This is a genomic window from Mesorhizobium sp. P3_A10 (assembly GCF_056403175.1).
In genome coordinates this window covers 501,571-522,938 of sequence record NZ_JBFUFZ010000001.1, presented here as the reverse complement: position 1 = coordinate 522,938, position 21,368 = coordinate 501,571, and the positions used below count along the sequence as shown (strand labels likewise).

The 21,368-nt window shown below is 63.5% G+C and carries 20 protein-coding genes; 17 read left to right on the top strand and 3 right to left on the bottom strand.

Annotation, left to right across the window (positions count from 1 at the left end; all coding sequences use genetic code 11):
- Window positions 1-17: 17 nt before the first annotated feature.
- Genes AC1DXU_RS02505 through apnL form a run of 5 tightly spaced genes read left to right on the top strand, consistent with a single transcriptional unit; the run spans window position 18 to window position 6,135 of the window.
- Window positions 18-662, top strand: a complete 645-nt coding sequence (locus AC1DXU_RS02505; RefSeq protein WP_477363941.1) for a DUF2291 family protein — start codon at window positions 18-20, stop codon at window positions 660-662.
- Window positions 659-2,206, top strand: a complete 1,548-nt coding sequence (locus tag AC1DXU_RS02500) for a sugar ABC transporter ATP-binding protein (protein ID WP_477363938.1) — start codon at window positions 659-661, stop codon at window positions 2,204-2,206. The genes AC1DXU_RS02505 and AC1DXU_RS02500 overlap by 4 nt, the downstream gene beginning before the upstream one ends.
- Window positions 2,199-3,263 carry an ABC transporter permease gene (locus AC1DXU_RS02495; protein ID WP_477363935.1) on the top strand — a complete coding sequence of 355 codons (1,065 nt, stop codon included), beginning with the start codon at window positions 2,199-2,201 and terminating at the stop codon, window positions 3,261-3,263. The genes AC1DXU_RS02500 and AC1DXU_RS02495 overlap by 8 nt, the downstream gene beginning before the upstream one ends.
- 2 nt (window positions 3,264-3,265) lie before the next feature.
- Window positions 3,266-4,300, top strand: a complete 1,035-nt coding sequence (locus tag AC1DXU_RS02490; RefSeq protein ID WP_477363932.1) for a Gfo/Idh/MocA family protein — start codon at window positions 3,266-3,268, stop codon at window positions 4,298-4,300.
- A complete protein-coding gene (gene apnL / locus AC1DXU_RS02485) occupies window positions 4,297-6,135 on the top strand; it encodes a D-apionate lactonase (RefSeq protein ID WP_477363929.1) in 1,839 nt (612 codons plus the stop codon). Before AC1DXU_RS02490 ends, apnL begins: the two co-directional genes overlap by 4 nt.
- A gap of 1 nt (window position 6,136) precedes the next feature.
- On the opposite strand, the gene AC1DXU_RS02480 is transcribed toward apnL, so the two are convergent.
- On the bottom strand, window positions 6,137-6,850 hold the full coding sequence (locus AC1DXU_RS02480) for a transcriptional regulator NanR (RefSeq protein WP_477312627.1): 714 nt from the start codon (window positions 6,848-6,850) through the stop codon (window positions 6,137-6,139).
- A 188-nt stretch (window positions 6,851-7,038) separates the two neighbouring features.
- Between AC1DXU_RS02480 and oiaX the strand changes: the two genes are divergently transcribed.
- The 3 genes from oiaX to AC1DXU_RS02465 all read left to right on the top strand — a co-directional run bounded on the left by oiaX (window position 7,039) and on the right by AC1DXU_RS02465 (window position 10,868).
- Window positions 7,039-8,289: a 3-oxo-isoapionate-4-phosphate decarboxylase OiaX gene (oiaX, locus tag AC1DXU_RS02475; protein ID WP_477312629.1), complete on the top strand. Its 1,251-nt coding sequence runs from the start codon at window positions 7,039-7,041 to the stop codon at window positions 8,287-8,289.
- A 4-nt stretch (window positions 8,290-8,293) separates the two neighbouring features.
- Window positions 8,294-9,628 carry a four-carbon acid sugar kinase family protein gene (locus AC1DXU_RS02470; RefSeq protein WP_477363926.1) on the top strand — a complete coding sequence of 445 codons (1,335 nt, stop codon included), beginning with the start codon at window positions 8,294-8,296 and terminating at the stop codon, window positions 9,626-9,628.
- Window positions 9,629-9,824: 196 nt separating this feature from the next.
- Entirely contained in the window at window positions 9,825-10,868 is a 1,044-nt protein-coding gene (locus AC1DXU_RS02465) for a LacI family DNA-binding transcriptional regulator (RefSeq protein WP_477363923.1), read from the top strand.
- Between the two features lie 142 nt (window positions 10,869-11,010).
- Here AC1DXU_RS02465 and AC1DXU_RS02460 read toward each other — a convergent pair whose 3' ends face one another.
- On the bottom strand, window positions 11,011-12,042 hold the full coding sequence (locus AC1DXU_RS02460; protein WP_477363920.1) for an L-idonate 5-dehydrogenase: 1,032 nt from the start codon (window positions 12,040-12,042) through the stop codon (window positions 11,011-11,013).
- Between the two features lie 14 nt (window positions 12,043-12,056).
- Window positions 12,057-13,025: a 2-hydroxyacid dehydrogenase gene (locus tag AC1DXU_RS02455; protein ID WP_477363917.1), complete on the bottom strand. Its 969-nt coding sequence runs from the start codon at window positions 13,023-13,025 to the stop codon at window positions 12,057-12,059.
- 125 nt (window positions 13,026-13,150) lie between these two features.
- Between AC1DXU_RS02455 and AC1DXU_RS02450 the strand changes: the two genes are divergently transcribed.
- The 9 genes from AC1DXU_RS02450 to AC1DXU_RS02410 all read left to right on the top strand — a co-directional run bounded on the left by AC1DXU_RS02450 (window position 13,151) and on the right by AC1DXU_RS02410 (window position 21,368).
- A complete protein-coding gene (locus tag AC1DXU_RS02450) occupies window positions 13,151-13,888 on the top strand; it encodes an SDR family oxidoreductase (protein ID WP_477365943.1) in 738 nt (245 codons plus the stop codon).
- Window positions 13,857-14,435 carry a gluconokinase gene (locus tag AC1DXU_RS02445; protein ID WP_477363914.1) on the top strand — a complete coding sequence of 193 codons (579 nt, stop codon included), beginning with the start codon at window positions 13,857-13,859 and terminating at the stop codon, window positions 14,433-14,435. Before AC1DXU_RS02450 ends, AC1DXU_RS02445 begins: the two co-directional genes overlap by 32 nt.
- Window positions 14,432-15,316 carry an NAD(P)-dependent oxidoreductase gene (locus tag AC1DXU_RS02440; protein WP_477363911.1) on the top strand — a complete coding sequence of 295 codons (885 nt, stop codon included), beginning with the start codon at window positions 14,432-14,434 and terminating at the stop codon, window positions 15,314-15,316. The genes AC1DXU_RS02445 and AC1DXU_RS02440 overlap by 4 nt, the downstream gene beginning before the upstream one ends.
- 80 nt (window positions 15,317-15,396) lie before the next feature.
- On the top strand, window positions 15,397-16,893 hold the full coding sequence (locus AC1DXU_RS02435; protein WP_477363908.1) for a sugar ABC transporter ATP-binding protein: 1,497 nt from the start codon (window positions 15,397-15,399) through the stop codon (window positions 16,891-16,893).
- A 19-nt stretch (window positions 16,894-16,912) separates the two neighbouring features.
- Window positions 16,913-17,968 (top strand): ABC transporter permease, encoded by a 1,056-nt coding sequence (locus AC1DXU_RS02430; RefSeq protein WP_477363905.1) that lies wholly within the window; start codon window positions 16,913-16,915, stop codon window positions 17,966-17,968.
- 28 nt (window positions 17,969-17,996) lie between these two features.
- A complete protein-coding gene (locus tag AC1DXU_RS02425) occupies window positions 17,997-18,932 on the top strand; it encodes an SMP-30/gluconolactonase/LRE family protein (RefSeq protein ID WP_477363902.1) in 936 nt (311 codons plus the stop codon).
- A 65-nt stretch (window positions 18,933-18,997) separates the two neighbouring features.
- Entirely contained in the window at window positions 18,998-20,113 is a 1,116-nt protein-coding gene (locus AC1DXU_RS02420; protein ID WP_477363899.1) for an ABC transporter substrate-binding protein, read from the top strand.
- 84 nt (window positions 20,114-20,197) lie between these two features.
- Complete coding sequence (locus AC1DXU_RS02415; RefSeq protein WP_477363897.1) at window positions 20,198-20,530, top strand: hypothetical protein; 333 nt, start codon at window positions 20,198-20,200, stop codon at window positions 20,528-20,530.
- A 175-nt stretch (window positions 20,531-20,705) separates the two neighbouring features.
- Window positions 20,706-21,368, top strand: coding sequence for a GntR family transcriptional regulator (locus AC1DXU_RS02410; protein WP_477363894.1), 663 nt, complete (start codon window positions 20,706-20,708; stop codon window positions 21,366-21,368).

Genomic DNA, 21,368 nt, shown 5'->3' with positions numbered 1-21,368 from the left:
CTGAGCAACAGGCCGCCATGCTGAACAACAAGCCGATCTGGCCGATCCTTGCCGTGACACTCGGCGTCGGCCTGACCGCCTGCAAGATTCTGCCGACGCAATCTGGGAACAGCGGCAACGCTGCCGCCTTCAATCCCGACAAGATGGTCGAGGAGATCTGGGCGGCGAAGGTGGTGCCCTATCTCCAGCGGAAAGCCGGGCCGTTTGCCGAGGTGCACGCGCTGGCGAAAACCGATCCCGCTTCCGCCGGCGCCAAATATGGCAATCCGAGCAAGCAGGCGAATTCGCCCTGGACCTTCGCGGTTCACGTTGAGGGCAAGATCATCGCCGCCAACACGGCGTCGCGCGCGGCGACGATGGATATCGATGTCGACGGCGACGGCAAGGCGGATGCGCGGGTGCAGATCGGACCGGCGATGCGGGGAACCGCGCTGCGCGACAGCCTCGATTTCATCCAGTTCAACGATTTTACCAACCAGATCGACTTTGCCCAGTTCGGCAAGGCGTTCAACGCCTTTGCCGACAAGACCGTGCTTTCCAAACTGCCGCGCGACGCGCTCGAAGGCCGGACTGCCAAGGTTCTCGGCGCCTATACGCTCGAAAGCGGCCAGGACCTGCCGCTGGTGACGCCGGTGGAGGCAGAAATCGGGCCGAAGCCATGAGTGACCACGATGTCATTCTGAAGCTGGAAGACGTCTCCAAGGTCTATTCCGGCACTGTTGCGGTAAAGCGGGCGAATTTCGAGGTGCGCAAGGGCGCGGTCAACGTGCTGGTCGGCGAAAACGGTGCCGGCAAATCGACGCTGATGAAGATCATCGCCGGCGTCGAACAGCCGACGCTCGGCCGAATCCTTCTGGAAGGGGAGGAAGTTTCCTTCTTGTCATCGGGAGATGCAGTGAACCGCGGCATCGGCATGGTGTTCCAGGAACTGAACCTGTTCGGCAATATGACCGTCGCTGAAAACATCTTTGCCACGCGCGAGATCACCAACCGGTTCCGCAAGATCGACCGCAAGGAACAGGAGCGTCGCGCCACGCAATTCCTCGAACGCCTGCAGGCCGGCATCCGTCCGGACATGCTGGTCGAGGATCTGCGCATCGGCCAGCAGCAGCTGGTCGAGATCGCCAAGGCGGTTTCGCTCGATGCGCGCATCCTGATCATGGATGAGCCGACGTCGGCGCTGAGTGCGGCGGAAGTCGAGATCCTGTTCAAGGTGATTGCCGACCTCAAGGCGCGTGGCGTGGCCATCGTCTACATCTCGCATAGGCTCGAAGAGCTGATCCGCATCGGCGACTACATCACCGTGCTGCGCGACGGGCACATCACCGGCCAGGAGGAGATGAAAAACGTCGATACACGGTGGATCGTGCGGCAGATGATCGGCTCCGACGCCAAGGATTTTGCCAAGGCCGACGGCCATGTTCCCGGCGAAGAAATATTCCGCGCCGAGGACATCTGCCTGCCGCGCGCGACCGGCGGACTGGCCGTCGACCATGTCTCGCTGTCGCTGCGCGCCGGCGAGATCCTCGGCATCTACGGCCTGATGGGCGCCGGCCGCAGCGAGCTGTTCGATTGCATCATGGGCCGCCATGGCCAGGCCACCGGAACCATCTTCATCGCCGGCAAAAAGGTCAAGGAGCGCGACACCACGCGGCGCATCCGGCGCGGGCTGGCGCTGATCCCCGAAGACCGCCAGCGCGAAGGGCTGGTGTCGATCCTCTCGGTCGCCAGCAACCTGACGCTGGCCAGCCTGTCGCGGTTCGTGCGCCTGTTTCATATTCGCGGCGGCCCCGAAAAGCAGGCGGTGGCGCAGATGGTGCGGGAGCTGGCGATCAAGGTTGCCGATCCGGCACAGGAGGTCTCCTCGCTGTCGGGCGGCAACCAGCAGAAGGTGGTGATCGGCAAGGCGCTGCTCACCGGACCGAAGGTACTTCTGATGGACGAGCCGAGCCGCGGCATCGATGTCGGCGCCAAGGCCGACGTCTTCCGCACCATGCGCAAACTGTCACGCGACGGGCTGGGCATCCTGTTCGCCACCTCTGATCTCGATGAGGTGATGGCGCTGTCCGACCGCATCGCGGTGATGAGCAATGGAAAACTGACCGGCATGTTCGATCGCGCCGAGGCGACGGAGGCCGCCCTTGTCGCGGCCTCGGCACTCGGCCACGGACCGGCCCCGCATACGGAGAACCCCGCCCATGACTGACATCCCGGCCAAGGCGGCTGTTCCCTCCGTCTCGAGCGGCTCCATGTTGCTGACGTTGATGAAGCTCCGGACCTTCATCGCGCTGATCGCTGTGCTGATTTTCTTCTCGATCGCGGCGCCGAACTTCCTGTCGACCGCCAATCTGATCCTGATGTCGAAGCATGTGGCGCTCAACGCGTTCCTCGCCATGGGGATGACCTTCGTCATCATCACCGGCGGCATCGACCTCTCGGTCGGCTCGATCGTCGGCCTGTGCGGTATGGTCGCCGGCTACCTCGTGTTGAACGGCATCGACCTGCAGATTGGCTACACGATCTATTTCAACGTGGTCGAAATCGCGCTGATCACGCTGGCGGTCGGCATCGTGATCGGCGCCGTCAACGGATTGCTGATCACCAGGCTCAATGTCGCGCCGTTCATCGCCACGCTCGGCGTGCTCTATGTCGCGCGCGGCCTGGCGCTGCTGTCGTCGGATGGCCGCACCTTCCCAAACCTCGTCGGCAAGCCTGAGCTCGGCACCACCGGCTTCGGCTTCCTCGGCGCGGGCCGGCTGCTCGGCCTGCCGGTGGCGATCTGGATCCTGATCGTCGTTGCGCTGGCTGCGGCCTATCTCGCCAAGTACACGCCGCTTGGCCGCCACATCTTCGCCGTCGGCGGCAATGAACGCGCGTCGCGAATTTCCGGCGTGCGTGTCAACATGGTGAAAATGTTCGTCTACATGTTCTCCGGCTTCTGTGCGGCGATCGTCGGCCTGATCATCTCGTCCGAACTGATGGCTTCACACCCGGCGACGGGCGAAAGTTTTGAGCTCAACGCGATCGCAGCGGCCGTGCTCGGCGGCACCTCGATGTCGGGCGGGCGCGGCACGATCGGCGGCACCATTGTCGGCGCGTTCGTCATCGGCATTCTTTCGGACGGGTTGGTGATGATGGGGGTGAGTTCGTTCTGGCAGATGGTGATCAAGGGCCTGGTCATCATCGTCGCCGTCGTCGTCGACCAGGTGCAGCGCCGGCTGCAGAGCCGGGTGACGTTGATGCAGATGGCAAAGGCAGGTTGAGCATGGCGGAGGTGCGCGGAGCGCTGATCGGCTGCGGCTTCTTTGCCGTCAACCAGATGCATGCCTGGCGCGACATCAAGGGCGCCGCGATCGTCGCCATCTGCGACCGCGACCCGGAGCGGCTCAAGATCGTCGGCGACCAGTTCGGCATCGCAAAGCGCTACACCGACGCCGCAGAACTCTTTGCCGGCGAGAACCTGGATTTCGTCGATATCGCCACCACCGCGCCCAGCCATCGCCGGCTGGTCGAGGTGGCGGCCGCCCACCGCGTGCCGGCGATCTGCCAGAAACCGTTCGCGCCGACGCTTGCCGACGCCAAGGCCATGGTGAAGGCCTGTGTGGACGCCGGCGTGCCGCTGATGGTGCACGAGAATTTCCGCTGGCAGTCGCCGATCCAGACGGTACGCGCCGTGCTCGACAGCGGCGAAATCGGTACGCCGTTCTTCGGGCGCATCTCGTTCCGCTCGGCCTATGATGTGTTTTCCGGTCAGCCCTATCTCGCCAAGGGCAAGCGCTTCATCATCGAGGATCTCGGCATCCATAGTCTCGACATTGCCCGGTTCCTGCTCGGCGACGTGTCGACGATCACGACGCGAACGGCGCGCATCAACCCTGATATCGCGGGCGAAGATGTTGCGACGATGCTGATGGATCACAAGAGCGGCGCCACGTCAGTCGTCGACTGCAGCTATGCGACGAAGCTTGCGGTTGAGCCATTTCCCGAAACACTGATCGAGGTCGACGGCAGCGACGGCACGATCCGGCTGGCGCAGGGATATCGGCTCACCGTCACCGGCAGGAGCGGCACGAAGATCACAGACGTCTCGCCGCCGCTGCTGCCCTGGGCGTCGCGGCCATGGCACAACATCCAGGAGAGCGTCGTTGCCATTCAGCAGCACTGGGTCGACTGCCTGGCAAAGGGAATCGAGCCGGCGACCTCGGGCGCCGACAATCTCAAGACCTTCGCGCTGGTCGAGGCCGCCTATCTGGGCGCCGCGAGCGACGAACCGGTCCGGCTCGACGCCTTGCTGAAATGACAGCCGACGCCTTCCTTCTGTACGGCACGCATGCTGTCGAGGCCGAGCCGGTCAGGCTGAGTGCGGGCCTGCTCAGCGCCGACCTCGTCAACGGCAATCTGCGCACCATCCGACATGGCGGCACCGAAGTGCTGCGCGCCATCGCCTATATCGTCAGGGATCGCGACTGGGGTACTTACGAACCTGAACTGACCGACCTTGTCATCGACCGGAACGCCGAGGCCTTCTCAGTCAGCTATTCGGCAAACTGCAGCGGGCAGGGTGGAATCCGGCTCGGCTTCCACGCTAGCATCAAAGGCTACGCCGACGGCCGTCTGATCTTCGATGTCAGCGCTCTGCCCGAAAGCGATTTCGAGACCAACCGCTGCGGCTTCTGCATCCTGCATCCGATCGCTGGGCTGGCCGGCAGCGCGGTCACGGTCGAGCATACCGACGGCCGCGTGGTGGATACGAAGCTGCCGTTGCTGATCGATCCCTGGCAGCCCTTCAAGGACATGCGCGCCATCACGCATGAGGTGCGGCCCGGCGTCAGCGCCGAATGCCGGATGGAAGGCGATACTTTCGAGATGGAAGACCAGCGCAACTGGTCGGATGCGTCCTACAAGACCTATGTGCGGCCGCTGGCGCTGCCATGGCCCTATATGCTGCCTGCCGGTCAACCCGTCCGGCAGACGATCAGCCTGCGCATCACCGGCGAGGGGAAAATGCCGGCTGCCGCAGCAAGCACCGAACCGGTGCGTGTCGAGCTTGGCGAGGCCGGGCAGAGGCTGCCGGATATCGGCGTGATCATTTACCCGGATGAGGTCGAAGCAGCACTCATGAACCTGCCGGTGCTCTCTACGCTTGGCCCGCAACAGCTGATCTTCCACTACGATCCGACGCGTGGCCATGGGCTCGACGCTTTGCGCTCCTTTGCCCGGCTCACAGCAGCCTATCCAGCCGACACGACGCTGGAATGTGTCGTCGCCTGCGCGGGCGATCTAGACGCTGAACTTTCAGCCGTCGCGAATCTGGTGCGGCAGGCCGGGCTAAAACTCTCGGCCATCGCCGTCTCGCCTTCGGTCGACCGGCAGTCGACGCCGCCGGGCAGTGCTTGGCCGGACTGTCCGCCGCTCGAAGAGGTCTATGCCGCGGCGCGGCGCGCGTTTCCCGATATCCGCCTTGGCGGCGGCATGTTCAGCTACTTCACCGAACTCAACCGCAAGCGCGTGCCGGCGGGCTTGCTCGACTTCGTCACCCATTGCACCTGCCCGATCGTGCACGCCGCCGACGATCTCAGCGTCATGCAATCGCTGGAGGCGCTGCCCTTCATCACCGCATCAGCGCGGGCGATCTTCGGGGAAAAGCCGTACCGCATCGGCCCGTCAACGATTGCCATGCGCCAAAACCCCTATGGCGGCGCGACCAAGGCCAATCCTGGGGGGCAGCGCATCGCCATGGCTGATCGCGATCCTCGCCATGCCGGCCTGTTCGCTGCCGCATGGACGATCGGCTATGCCGCGCACGTGGCGCCGGCCGGGTTGGAACTGCTCACGCTCTCCAGCTTCACCGGGCCATTCGGTGTGCTGGCGTCGTCCGGCGAACCCGTCGCGGAAGGATCACCTCGGCCTGTCTTCGAGGCCATAAGAGGGCTTTGCGACATGGCCGGCCTTGCGCATGTGGCGGCAAGGACGAGCGACGAGACCAAGGTGCTGGCGCTGGCCGGGCGCTCCGCTTCGGGCAAGACAATCGCCTGGCTGGCGAACCTGACAGCGGGTGACGTGCCGGTCGATATCTCAGCGCTTGGCCGAGGCCAGTTCGCGATGGCGCCCTACGCGATCGCCCGGTTCGACTGACCTATTTTTCGGAGTTCATCACATAGAGCGCGCGCGAGCGCTCGAGATGCTTGATCATCGCCTTCTCGGCGCCGTCGGCATCCTTCTTCTCGATGCGGCCGATGATCTCTTCATGCTCGGTCAGCGTGAACTGTTCCTTGCCGGTCCAGATCAGCATCTCGGTGTGATATTCCTTCAGCCAACCCAGCATCGCCTCGCTGACGGCGACATAGATCGGATTGCCTGAAATCGCCGCGATCTGGGTGTGAAACTTCATGTCGGCGGAGATGAAGGCCTCGGAATCGCCGCGAAAGCCGCGCTGTTCGGCCACGGTGGCCCGCAGCCGCTCGACGTCCTCGGCGGTGGCGTTTTCGGCGGCTTCCCTCACCATGCCGCGCTCGAAGAAGATGCGCGCGGTTTTCAGGTGCTCCAGCGTGTCCTTCGATGACGACAGGATGATCTTGGCGGCGCCGTCGACCTGTTTGATGATCGACTTGGCGGTCAGCTGCAGCACCTTGGCGCGCTCGCCGTGCGAGATGGCGACGAGGCCCATATTGCTCAGCGCCTGCATCGCCTCGCGGATGGCGGGACGTCCGACCTCGAAACGCTCCATCAGCTCGCGCTCCGACGGCATGTCGTCGCCCGGCGTCAGTTCTCCGCTGGTGATCAGGCGCTTCAGCCGCAAAAACACTTCGTCGGAAAGCTTGCGCCGGACGATCGGCTCCGAACGGTTCATCGTCGCGAATCACTCCCTTGACCTTGTGTCTATCTAGCACTGCCACAGCTATTCCCGGAATGGCTGTCGCCCCGATCGGCCATAGCCTCAAGACAGGATATTGCTTGCAAAGCTTATGTACTCATTATACCAGATTTCGACGATCAAGGAACTCTTTTCGAACCTCCTTCGGCCTCAGACAACGAACCATGATCACGCTCACCTACCGTATCGAGACATCAGGCAGCATCGAGGCGCTGGCGGCCAAGATCGCCAGCGACCAGTCGACCGGAACCTTCGTTGCGCTGCCCGGTGAGACCGAGGAACTGAAGGCCCGGGTGGCGGCGCGCGTGCTGGCGATACGGCATTTGCCGGAGGCTGACAGGCCGTCGCTTCCCGAAGCCGGCGACGGGCCGTTCAAGCGCGCCGATGTCGACATCGCCTTTCCGTTTGATGCCATCGGCACCGACCTGTCGGCGCTGATGACCATTGCCATCGGCGGCGCCTATTCGATCAAAGGCCTGTCCGGCATTCGCGTCGTCGAGATGAGGCTGCCGGAGCAATTCCGCTGGGCGCATTCAGGTCCGCAATTCGGCGTCGCCGGGAGCCGCCAGTTGACCGGTGTCACGGATCGGCCGATCATCGGCACCATCGTCAAGCCCGCGCTAGGGCTCAGGCCACATGAGACGGCGGCAATGGTGGGTGAGCTGATCGCCGCCGGCGTCGATTTCATCAAGGACGACGAGAAGCTGATGAGCCCGGCCTATTCGCCCTTGGCGGAACGGGTGAAAGCAATCATGCCGCTGATCCTCGACCACGAGCAGAAGACCGGCAAGAAGGTGATGTATGCTTTCGGTATCTCGCATGCCGACCCCGACGAGATGATGCGCAACCACGATCTTGTGGCCAAGGCCGGCGGCAATTGCGCGGTGGTCAACATCAATTCCATCGGCTTTGGCGGCATGGCTTTCCTCAGGAAACGCTCCAGCCTGGTGCTGCACGCGCACCGCAATGGCTGGGACATTCTCACCCGTCATCCCGGCCTCGGCATGGATTTCAAGGTCTGGCAGCAGTTTTGGCGGCTGCTCGGCGTCGACCAGTTCCAGATCAACGGCATCCAATCTAAATACTGGGAGCCGGATGCGTCCTTTGTCGAGTCCTTCAAGGCGGTGACGACGCCGATCTTTTCGCCCGATGATTGCGCCTTGCCGGTCGCCGGTTCCGGTCAATGGGGCGGGCAGGCGCCAGAGACCTATGCACGAACCGGCCGCACAGTCGATCTTCTCTATCTCTGCGGCGGCGGCATCGTCAGCCATCCGGACGGGCCGGGCGCCGGCGTGCGCGCCGTGCAGCAGGCCTGGCAAGCTGCGGTCGACGGCATTCCGCTGGCGGACTTTTCGTTGAGCCATCCTGAGCTGGCGCGGTCGATCGAAAAATTCGGCGACGGCAAAGCGGCCTGAAGCGATGCGAGATCTGCTGCTCAGCTACTATGGCGACGACCTCACCGGCTCGACCGACGCCATGGAGGCGCTCGAACTCGGCGGCGTGCCGACCGTGCTGTTCATGCGTCAGCCGGACGAGGCCATGCTGGCGCAGTTCAACCATTGCCGCGCTATCGGATTGGCCGGTACCAGCCGAAGCGAGACGCCGCACTGGATGGACACGAACTTGCGCGATGCGTTCGCTTGGCTGGAGACGCTGAACGGGGCGATCTGCCACTACAAGGTCTGCTCGACCTTCGATTCCAGCCCGACGATCGGCAGCATCGGGCGCGCCATTGAAATCGGCCGCTCGGTCTTTGCGCAAGACAGCGTGCCGCTGCTGGTCGGCGCGCCGCAGCTCAAGCGCTACACCGCCTTTGGCCATCTGTTCGCGGCCTATCGCTACAAATATTTCCGCATCGACCGCCATCCGGTGATGAGCCGCCATCCGACGACGCCGATGGACGAGTCCGATCTGCTGATCCATCTGTCACGGCAGACGGCGCTGACGTTAGGGCTGGTCGATCTCGCGACACTGCAGTCGGCGGGCCGGTCGGAAGCCTTCGATCGCTTGCTTGCCGACGGCACCGCCATCGTGCTTGTCGATGTCGACAGCCGCGAGACGCAGGCACTTGCCGGCAAGGAGATCTGGCGCGTTCGCAAGCCGGGCGGCTCTTTTGTCGTCGGCTCGTCCGGCATCGAATATGCGCTGCTGGCCGAATGGGTGTCGAACGGGACCGTCAGCGCTGAACCAAAATTTTCTCCGCCGGGTGCGGCCGACCGGATCGCGGTGGTGTCGGGAAGTTGTTCGCCGACGACCGAACGACAGATCCGGCATGCTTTGACCGACGGCTTCGACGGCATCGAGGTCGATCCCGTCGAACTGGTTTCGGAGGCTTCAGGTGAGGCAATCGCGCGCGCAACAGCAGCTGGCCGCGCCAGCCTGGGAGCCGGCCGCAGCGTCGTTCTCTACACCGCCCTTGGACCCACGGCGGATCGGGGCGCGGAAATCGACCGCCAGGAAGGCGCCCGCCACAAGCTCGGGCGCGGCCTTGGAGAGCTGCTTCGCGCGCTGACGATCGAACAGCAGTTGCAGCGCGTCGTCATCGCCGGCGGTGACACGTCGAGCCACGCGCTCGGCCAGATGGGCGTCGATGCGCTGACGGTGCGGATGCCGCTGCCGGCGTCGCCGGGTTCGCCGCTTTGCGTCGCCCATTCGCGCATCACGGCGATCGACGGGCTGGAGGTTGCGCTCAAGGGCGGCCAGGTCGGAACCGATCGCTATTTCTGTGCCATCCGCGATGGCCTCGGTGGTTGATAGCTCCTCCCTTCAATCCGAGGTTTAACCGTGACTTGGCATGGGGTTGTTGCCAGCCATTCATGATATCGATAACATACCCAGCCTGATCCGATTCCACGGGGTGGCGCATGAACGAGGCTGGACGCCAGAGGGAGCTTGTGCTCGATAGTCTGGCGTTTGCCTGGAGCAAACCGGCGCCATCAGGTGGAGCGGAATGATGGCCAAGGCTGCCATATCGAGGCCGGGCGAAAGCCATACGCCGACAATGGTCGACGTGGCGCTGCGGGCCGGTGTGTCGACCATGACGGTGTCGCGCGCCTTGAGGGAAGGCAGCCGGGTTTCGAAGGCGACGCGCGAAAAGATCATGGCTGCGGTCAACGACCTCGGCTACGTGCTCGACCAATCGGCCGGCAGCCTGTCCTCGCGCAAGACGGGGTTCGTCGCGGCGATCGTCCCCTCGATCAACAATTCCAACTTCGCCGATACGGCGCGCGGCATCACGGACGAACTTGAAAGCACCGGGCTGCAGCTCCTGCTCGGTTACACTGACTATACGGTCGAGAAGGAAGAACAGCTGATCGAGGCGATGCTGCGCCGGCGGCCGGAAGGCATCATCCTGACCGGCGGAGCGCATACCGACCGCGCCCGCCGTCTTCTCAAAAGCGCCGGCATTCCCGTGGTCGAAACCTGGGAGTTGCCTGCCAAGCCGATCGATCAGGTGGTAGGGTTCTCCAACGAAGAGGCGATGGGGCTGCTGGTCAAGACGCTCGCCAAAAAGGGCTACCGGAAATTCGGCTACATCGGCGGCACGACCTCGCGCGACACCCGCGGCAGCCAGCGGCGCGAAGGCTTCGTCAGAGCGATCGAGGAACTCGGCCTGCCCACCGGCCGCCTCGTTTCCTTCGGCGTGCCGCCAATCTCAATCGAGCAGGGCGGCCAGGCCGTCGTCTCCATGCTGGAGCGCTGGCCGGACACGGAGGTGGCGCTTTGCGTCTCGGATCTTTCGGCCTTCGGCGCGCTGATGGAATGCAAGCGCCGGGGCATGCGGGTGCCGCAGGACATCGCCATCGCCGGTTTTGGCGACTATGAGGTCGCTGCCTTTTGCCACCCTGGCATCACCACCGTGAATGTAGACTGTTACGGCATCGGGCAACAGGCCGCCCGCAGATTGATCCAGGTGATCCGCGGCGACGGGAAACGGCACGGCCAGGAAATCGTCCTCACCGGCTATCGCGTCGTCGAGCGCGAAAGCACCTAGAGCGTTTCACCGTTTCACAGAAACGGCGAACCGCTCTATCTCTTTGTTTTTGCGCAATTCCCTTCGGGAAAGCGCTACACGCTTTCTCCGGGGAAAACCGTTCACACTTTTCCTGGAATTGCTCTAACGTTGCCGTGTCGGTTCAGAAAGCGATCTGGACCTTCATCGACTTGTTGCGGTCACCGGCTATCTCGAAAGCGGCAACCGCCTCGTCGAGCGGATAGATGCCTGATAGCAGCGGTTTGACGTCCACCCGGCGGCGGTTGATCAGCTCGACGGCGAGCGCGAACTCGTCGTGGAAGCGGAAGCTGCCGCGCATCTCGATTTCCTTGGCGACGATCAGGTTCTGCGGGATCGACACGTCGCCGCCGAGGCCGAGCTGCATCAGCACGCCGCGCGGCTTCACCACATCGAGGCCGGCCCGCACGGCGCGTTCGTTGCCGGAGGCTTCGAACATGACGTCGAAACTGCCCTTGTCGACATTGTAGGCGGCGAGCTTTTCGCCGCTGGTCGCGACATTGATGGTGCGGTCGGCGCCGATCTCCAGGGCCTTTGCCAGAACGCCGTCCATGACATCGGTGGCGACGATCTCGCGCGCGCCGTGGGCTCTGGCTGCCAAGATGCAAAGCGCGCCGATCGGCCCGCAGCCGGTGACCAGAACGCGCTTGCCGAGCAGTGAGCCGGCGCGGTTCATGGCATGCAGCGTCACTGCAAAAGGCTCGGCGAAAGCGGCTTCATTGATGGAAACGTGGTCGGCTATTCTATGGCACTGCCACGCCTCGGCGACCAGGCGCTGGCGGAATGCGCCCTGGATGTGCGGCATCGGCATGGCGCTGCCGTAGAAGCGCATGTTGAGGCACTGGTTCTGCATGCCTTGCAGGCAGTAACGGCAGGCATTACAGGGGCGGCTGGGCGAGATGGCGACACGGTCGCCTATGGCAAGCGCGGAAACGCCGCCGCCTACGGCTTTCACCGTGCCGGCAACCTCATGGCCGAGGATCATCGGTTCGCGCAGGCGGATCGTGCCGAAACCGCCATGATTGTAGTAGTGCAGGTCCGAGCCGCAGATGCCGCCGGCTTCGACTGATATCTCGACCTGCCCATCGCCGAGGACGCCCGGGTCGGTCTCTTCGATCCTCAGGTCCTTGGCGGCGTGGATGACGATCGACTTCATGATGTGATCCTGTCTCAGACGACCGGCGTCAGCAAGGTCTGACCACTGAAATGGGCCGCGAGATTGTCGCGAACCAGCTGACCCATGGCCTTGCGGGTCTCCACCGTGCCGCTGCCATGGTGCGGTTGCAGCACGACGTTGGAAAGCTTCGCGAAGCGCTCGTCGATCGTCGGCTCGTTCCAGAACACGTCGAGCCCGGCGCCCTTGACCGCGCCGGATTCCAGCGCGGCGAGCAAGGCTGTCTCGTCGACCGTGCTGCCGCGCGCAATGTTGATCAGGATGCCGTCCTGCCCGAGCGCTGCCAGAACCTCTGCATTGACGATGTTCCTGGTGCCTTCGCCGCCGGCCAGAGTCACGATCAGGAACTCGCTCCGGCGTGCCAGCTCGACCAGATCGCCAACGAATTCGTAAGGTAGGTCGTCGTGCTTGCGGGTGCCGAAATAGGCGATCTCGCAGTTGAAGGCAGAAGCGCGTCGGGCCACCGCCTTGCCGATGCGGCCCATGCCGACAATGCCCAGCCTCTTTCCATACACGCGCGTGACCAGCGGCATGTTGGCCTTGCGCCAGCTGCCGTCGCGGACATAGGCGTCGGCCTGCGGAATCTGCCGCGCCACGGCGAGCAGCAGCCCGATGCCGATATCGGCGACATCCTCGGTCAGCACGTCCGGCGTGTTGGTGACGCGGATGCCGTTTTCCCTGGCATAGGCCAGGTCGATGGCGTCGGTACCCATGCCGTAGCAGGCGACGATTTCGAGCTTCGGCAGTTTCGCCATCAGCGCGGCACTGGCACCAAGCTCGCCGCGCGTCGCGATGGCGCGGATGGCATCGGCATGGCTTGAAATCAATGCGTCCTTGTCGTCGGCCTGCCAAAGCTTGTGGACGCGATATTTCGCTTCGAGATCTGCCATGTCCCAGTCCGGATAGGGGCCGGTCATCAATATGTCGGTCACGGCGTCGTCTCCCGCGCATCTGCATTTTTCCATTGACTATGTTATCGATAACATTCATGTCAATAGGCACTGGCGGCGGCGCGGCGGAAATCGTATCCCGCTTCAGGGACATTCCTCGGGAGGAGCACTTGAGCAGTTCGTTGTTCGATTTGACCGGCATGCGGGCGCTGGTCACCGGTTCGGGGCAGGGGATCGGCCTGGCCTTGGCGGAAGGGCTGGCGCAGCATGGCGCCGAAATCGTGCTCAACGGCCGCAGCGCCGAAAAAGTCAAAACGGCCGCGGATGCGCTGGCGGCGAGAGGATACAAGGTCCATAGCGCCGTCTTCGATGTCACCGATCATGTGGCGGTGGCGAATGGCGTCGCCGAGATCGAGGCGACGATCGGCGCCATCGACATCCTCATCAACAATGCCGGCATGCAGTTCCGCACGCCGCTCGAGGATTTTCCCGCCGACAAATGGGACGAATTGCTGCGCACCAACATCTCGAGCGTGTTCTTTGTCGGGCAAGCGGTGGCGCGCCACATGATCCCGCGGCGGCGCGGCAAGATCATCAACATCGCCTCGGTGCAAAGCGAACTGGCTCGGACAAACATTGCGCCCTATACGGCCACGAAAGGCGCGGTGCGCAACCTGACGCGTGGCATGTGCGCCGACTGGGCCAAGCATGGCTTGCAGGTCAATTCCATCGCACCGGGCTACTTCAAGACGCCGCTCAACCAGGCGCTGGTCGACAATCCCGAATTTTCAGCCTGGCTGACCAACCGCACGCCGGCGGGACGCTGGGGCGACGTCGGCGAACTGGTCGGCGCGGCGGTGTTCCTGGCCGGACCGGCCTCATCCTTTGTCAATGGACACACGCTCTATGTCGACGGTGGCATCACGACCTGTCTTTGAACCCGCGCTCATCGTCGTGATGGGCGTCAGCGGCTGCGGCAAGACCAAAGTCGGCGTCGAGATCGCCGCGCGGCTTGGCCTTGCCTTCGTCGAAGGCGATACGCTGCATCCGCGCGGCAATGTCGAAAAGATGTCGGCGGGCATCCCGCTTGCCGACGACGATCGCTGGCCCTGGCTGGATCTGGTCGGCGCAGCCTTGCGCCAGGCGGGCGAGGAGGGCCGCGGGCTCGTCGTCTCTTGCTCGGCGCTGAAGAAGTCCTATCGCGATCGGCTTCGCCATGCGGCGGGCGCGCCACTGTTTTTCGTATTCCTCGAGGGATCGCGCGCTTTGCTGCAAGCCAGGCTCGCCGCGCGCCGCGACCACTTCTTCCCGCCGGCGCTGCTCGACAGCCAATTCGCTGCGCTGGAACATCCCGGCGACGAAAAGCTGGTGGCCACAGTGGACATCGACGCCCCTGTCGACAGCATCGCCGATGCGGCGTTGCAAGGCCTCGGCGCCTTCGGGATCGCCCCCGCCAGGATCAAGGAAAGAGGCTCGTTGAGATGACGCAAGCTGCAAAAGTCGCCGTTGTCGGCGCCGGCATCATGGGGTCGGCAATAGCCACCCGCCTGATCGAGGCCAAGCAGGCGGTGACGGTGTTTGATCTCGACAAGGCCAAGGTAGCTGCCCTGACCGAGAAGGGGGCGGCGGCCGCCGCGTCGGTTGCCGAAGCAACGCGGGCCAGCGACTTCGTCATCCTCAGCCTCAACCATGCTGATATCGTGCGTTCGGTGGTGTTCGGCGATGCCGGTGTCGCCGCTGCGGCGTCATCCGCCAAGCTGCTGATCGACATGTCTTCGATCGACCCGGCCGACACCGCCGAGATGGCGAAGAAGCTCGCGGCCGAGACCGGCATGAAATGGCTCGACTGCCCGCTGTCGGGCGGCGTTCCCGGCGCGCTGGCCGGCCGGCTGACCGTCATGGCGGGCGGCGAGGCGGCAGACTTCGAACAGGCGCGCACGGTGATGCAGCATCTCTGCACCAACTACACGCTGATGGGGCCGAGCGGGGCAGGGCAGACGACCAAGCTGATCAACCAGCTTTTCTGCGCAGTGCTGTTCCAGGCCGTCGCCGAAGCGGTGAAGATTGCCGAAGCGGGCGGCGTCGATCCGAAAGCCATCCCGGCCGCACTCAAGGGTGGGCGCGCCGATTCCAGCATCATGCAGGAGTTCATGGCGAAATTCGCCGCCCGCGATTTTTCAGCCACCGGCCGCATCGACAACATGCTGAAGGATCTGGATTCGCTGCAGGCCTTTGCGCTGAAGACCAAGACACCGATGCCGATGACCGGGCAGGTGGTCGAGATCCACCGCTTGCTCTGCGCCGCTGGATTGGGGCCAAGGGATTCGGCCGAAATGATGCGCCTGATCGACGGCAAGATCAGCTAAGCGGCGGGCTCTGATTTTGTCGCTTGACGCTCAGAAATGTTATCGATAACATCATTTGGCGATCTCGGGAGGAACGCTTTGTGTCTGAAGAAAAACTGATCGAGTTCAAGTCGATTACCAAGGAGTTCGGCGGCACCCGCGCGCTCTCCGATGTGTCGCTCGATCTGCACAAGGGCGAGATCCTGGCACTGCTCGGCGAGAATGGCGCCGGCAAGTCGACGCTGATCAAGACGCTCGCCGGCATCTACCGTCCCGATGGCGGCAGCATCCTGTTTCGCGGCGAGCCCTATCATCACCGCCCGCCGCGGCCGAACCAGCGCCAGTCCGTCGCCTTCATTCACCAGGATCTCGGCCTGATCGAATGGATGACGGTCGGCGAAAATGTCGGTCTCGCCCAAGGATTTTCGCTGCGCTCCGGCCTCATCGACTGGCACTCCACCGAAAAGCGGGCGCACGAGGCTCTGAAGCTGGTCGGTTGTGATTTCGATCCGACGACGCGCGTCCAGGATCTGACCCGCACCGAAAAATCGCTGGTCGCCATCGCCCGGGCTCTGGCCACCGAAGCCGATGTTCTGGTACTCGATGAACCGACCGCCAGTCTTCCGGCCGACGAGGTCGACCGCCTGTTCGACGCCATCCGTCCGCTCAAGCAGCGTGGCGTCGGCATGATCTATGTCTCGCATCGCCTCGATGAAATTTTCCGCATCGCCGACCGAGTCGCCGTGCTGCGCGACGGCAAGCTGGTCGGTCAAAAGAAGGTCGCCGACACCAGGCCCGACGAACTGGTCGAGATGATCGTCGGCCGCCCGATCAGCCAGGTTTTCAGCAAGGCTCAGACGCAGGCCGGCGAGACGGTGTGCGCCGTCCGCGACCTGGTCTGTGCCGGTGCCGGCCCGGTGTCGTTCGACGTGCGCAAGGGCGAGCTGCTCGGTCTGGTCGGACTGCGTGGCGCCGGGCAGGAACTGGTCGGCCGGGCGCTGTTCGGCTGCCAGGCCTTTTCCGGCTCGGTGACGATCAACGGTGTTGTTCCTGACCTGTCGAGCCCGATCGCGGCGATGTCGGCCGGCGTCGGCCTCATCGCCCGCGACCGGACCGAGGAATCCATCGCGGCCTCCTTGTCGATCCGCGAAAACAGCTTTCTCAATCCCGGTGCTGGCAAGCGTGGCCTGTTCTCCTTTCTGGCGCCTCACAAGGAGGCTGCGCTTGCGCAAGTGATCGGCGGCTCGGTCGGGTTGCGCCCCAACGATCCGAACCTGCCGATCGAAGCGCTTTCCGGCGGCAACCAGCAAAAGGTGGTCGTCGGCCGCTGGCTCCACACCGGCCGCACATTGCTGATCGCCGAGGATCCGACGGCCGGCGTCGATGTCGGCGCCAAGGCCGAGATCTACCGGCTGATCGGCCGCGCGCTTGAAGCCGGTCTCGCCGTCGTCGTGGTGTCGACCGATTTCGAGGAGATCGCCCATATCTGCCATCGCGCCTTGGTGTTCTCACGCGGACAGATCGTGCGCGAACTCACCGGCAACGACCTGACCACATCCGCCGTGATCACCGCGGCATCGGCTTCCGAAGCCGCCTGATTTTTCTGGGAGCGAACCCATGCAATCGATCGAATCCAGCGCACTCGAACCGACCCGCGGCGAAATGGCGGGTTTATCGTTGGGGCAGAAGATCATCCGGCTGCTGCCGGTCTACGGGCTGGTGATCCTGACGGCGCTGCTGATCCTTTTGTTCTCGATCCTGCTGCCGAACACCTTTCCGACGCTGCTCAATTTGCGCTCGATCATCTCCGACAAGGCGATCATCGCCCTTTTGTCGCTGGCGGCGATGATCCCGATGGCGTCGGGGCGCATCGACCTCACCGTCGGCTACGGCATCGTGCTGTGGCACATCCTCGCCATCAGCCTGCAGACCATGTTCGGCGTTCCGTGGCCGCTGGCGGTGATCATCGTGCTGCTTCTTGGTGCTGCAACGGGCTTCCTCAACGGACTGCTGGTCGAAGTCGCCCGTATCGACTCTTTCATCGCCACGCTCGGCACCGGCACCGTGCTCTATGCGCTGGCGCTTTGGCACACTGGCGGCCGCCAGGTGGTCGGGGTGCTGCCCAACGGGTTCTACGCGCTCAACGGCACGATGGTGTTCGGGCTGCCGATCACCGGCCTCTATGTTTTGGCCATCGCCGTCGCGCTGTGGATCATCCTCGAATATCTGCCGATCGGCCGCTACGTCTATGCCATCGGCGCCAATCCGAAAGCTGCTGCGCTGAACGGCATTCCAGTGCGCCGCTTCGTCATCGGCGCCTTCATCTCGTCGGGTTTCCTGACGGCGCTGACAGGCGTGCTGCTCGCCTCCAAGCTGCGCATCGGCCAGGCCAGCGTCGGGCTGGAATATCTGCTGCCGGCTCTCGTCGGCGCCTTTCTCGGCTCGACCACCATCAAGCCCGGACGCGTCAATGTCTGGGGCACGATGACTGGCGTCATCATCCTGGCGGTCGGTATTTCCGGCATCCAGCAGTTCGGCGGCTCGTTCTTCGTCGAACCGCTGTTCAACGGCGTGACGCTGCTCGTCGCCATCGGCATTGCCGGCTACGCCCAGCGCAAGCGAGGCGCCGCGCACAGAGCCAGGACCAAGACCGTAGCGCAGTCCTCGAAGTGACCAGCCGAACCCATCCGGGAATAATGGAATGAGCGACTACGAGATTCTGGACGATCGCTTCCGAAAGCTGACGATCGGGCATGCCAAGCTCGAACGGCTGTGGACCGGCAGCCGCTGGGCGGAAGGACCGGTCTATGTTCCCGCGGCAAAGCATTTGCTGTGGTCGGACATCCCCAACGACCGATTGCTGCGCTACGACGAAAGCGACGGCTCGGTCAGTGTCTTCGAAACCCCTTGCAACAACCAGAACGGCCACACGCTCGATGGCGAAGGCCGCGTCGTCGCCTGCGAGCATCGCGGCCGGCGCATCTCCCGGCTCGAGCATGATGGGCGCTGGCAGCCGCTTGTCGAGGCCATCGATGGCAAGCGGTTCAATTCGCCGAACGATGTGGTGGTCAAATCCGATGGGACGATCTGGTTCACCGACCCGGTCTACGGCATCGACAGCCACTATGAAGGCATGATTGCCCGACCGGAGATCGGCGGGTCCCATGTCTACCGGTTCGACGAAGCAACCGGCGAGGTGGCCGCGGTGATCACCGATCTGGTGCAGCCGAACGGGCTGGCCTTTTCGCCCGACGAGAGCATCCTCTACGTGTCGGATACCGGCGCAAGCCATGTTCAGGGCCTGCCGCGGGCGATCAAGACCTATGATGTCGACGCGGACGGCCGCTCGCTGCGGTCGCGGGGCACCCTGGCCGAATGCGAGGCAGGATTGTTCGACGGATTCCGCGTTGATCGCGATGGCAACATCTGGGCCTCGAGCGCCGACGCGGTTCGCGTCTACGCGCCGGATGGGGCGCTGATCGGGCGCATCCTGGTTCCCGAAATCGTCTCCAATTTGTGCTTCGGCGGACCGAAGCGCAACCGGCTCTACATCACCGCCCAGACGTCGCTTTTTTCCATCTATGTCAACGCGCATCCTGCCGGTTTGGGCCCGGTGGCTGGGCACATCAGCCAGTGACCTGGCGCCCGAAGTCGAGTTCCGGAAGACCAGACAATTTTTTTGAAACCAAGGGAGGTACCAACATGCAACGCAGAACATTTTTGAAATCATCCGTCGCCTTGATGGCCATGACCATCGCTGCTCCAGTCCTGTTCGCCGGCCAGGCACGGGCCGACGCGATGGCCGACGCCATGGCGGTGGTCGAAAAATATGCGCAGAAAGTCACCGCCTGGGACGGCCCGACCACCGGCCCCAAAGCGCAGCCGGGCAAGACCATCGTCGTGCTCGCCGGTGACCTCAAGAACGGCGGCATTCTGGGCGTCACCACCGGCGTCGAGGAAGCGGCCAAGGCGATCGGCTGGGAGGTCAAGGTGATCGACGGCGCCGGTTCGATCGGCGGCCGCACCGCCGCCTTCGGCCAGGCGATGGCGCTGAAGCCGAATGGCATCGTCATCAACGGTTTCGACGCCATCGAGCAGGCGCCGGCGCTTGAACAGGCGAAGGCTGCCGGCATCCCGCTGGTTTCCTGGCATGCCGGACCTGTGATCGGACCTGACGAAAAGAGCGGCGTCTTCGCCAATGTCTCCACGGACGCCATGCAGGTCTCCACGGCTGCGGCCGACTGGGCCTATGCCGATGCCAAGGGCAAACCCGGCGTCGTCATCTTCACCGATTCGACCTACGCCATCGCCATCGCCAAGGCCGACAAGATGAAGGCGGAGATCGAGCGGCTGGGCGGCAAGGTGCTCGAATATGTCGACACACCGATCGCCGAGACCTCGCAGCGCATGCCGCAACTCACCACCTCGCTGCTGCAGAAATACGGCGATGCCTGGACGCATTCGCTGGCGATCAACGACCTCTATTTCGACTTCATGGGACCCTCGCTTGCCGCGGCAGGCAAGGTCGGCACCGACGCGCCGATTAATGTCGCCGCCGGCGACGGTTCGGAATCGGCCTATCAGCGCATCCGCGCCGGCCAGTTTCAGAAGGTAACGGTCGCCGAACCGCTCAACCTGCAGGGCTGGCAACTGGTCGACGAATTGAACCGCGCCATCGCCGGTGAAAAATGGTCGGGCTATCTGTCGCCGCTGCATGTGGTGACGGCCGACAATGTCGAGTTCGACGGTGGTCCGAAGAATGCCTTCGACCCCGAGAATGGCTACCGCGACCAGTACAAGAAAATCTGGGGCAAATAAGCACGCACGGAGGCGGGCGCATCACCCGATGCGCCCGCAAAGCCGACAGACGTCTCAAGCGCACAAAGTCAGGACAGCCTCGCCATGATCATTCGCTACGCCCTCTTCGAAGGTGAAATCCATCCCGGACAAGAGAGCGAATTCCGGCGCTTCGTCAGGGACAGGCTGGTGCCGCTATGGACACAGTTTCCCGGCGCCGAGGAAGTGCGCGTTCTCGACGGCACGACGCGCGACGAAGGTGCGCCCGCCTACGCGATGGCGCTGGCCATTCGCTATCCCGATATGGACGCCTGCAACCGGGCGCTTCAATCCGACGTAAGATTCCAAAGTCGGGAGGTGACCGGTGAACTGCTGAAGATGTTCACCGGCCGTGTGCATCACCATGTTTTCGAGGCCAACGAATACGCACCAGCCTGATCGCAGCCGGCTCTAAATATTTGTTTTTACGCAATTCCCTAGGGAAAGCGCTAAGCGCTTTTCCCGGGAAAACCGCTGCGCACTTTTCGTGGAATTGCTCTGGTATCATCGTTAATTGCCGGATACCCGTCACTGCGGCTAAGGTGGCCGGCCGAGACGGCGCGAGGACGTGATGATGCTCAACGTGGCAGACTATGGCGGCAAGGAAGCCGATGTCGTGCGCGCGCTGGAGGAAGACATCATCTTCGGCCAGCTGGAGCCCGGCGCGCGGCTGGTCGAGGATGTGCTGCTTTCCCGGTTTCCGGTGTCGCGCCACACCATTCGCCAGGCGCTCTATCAGCTCGAAAAGCTCGGTGTCGTCACGCGGGAGCGCAACAAGGGTGCGATGGTGCGGCGGCTGACGCCCGACGAGGTGCGGCAGATCTACGAAGTGCGCGAACTGCTGCAGCGCCAGGCGGCGCTGATGATCCCGCTGCCGGCAAGCCAGTCATTGATCGAGGAGCTGGTGGAGATCAACCGGGTCTACAACGCCCATGTCGACGCTCACTATCTGCGAGGCATCCACGAGGCCAATGACCGCTTTCACATGACCATTTTCGCGGCCTGCGGCAACGATTATCTGGTGTCGTCGATCGATCACTATATGCGGCTGAGCCTGCCGATCCGGGCCAATTCGCTGGCCGACCGCGAGAAACTGGAAGTGTCGCGCCAGCATCACGGGTTCATGATCGAGGCGCTGAAGCGGAAGGACAACTGGGTTCTGGCCCAGCTTTGCGTCGACCATCTGCAACCCAGCAAAATCTACTACCTCAAGGAGGTCGAGAAGGCGGGATCGTGA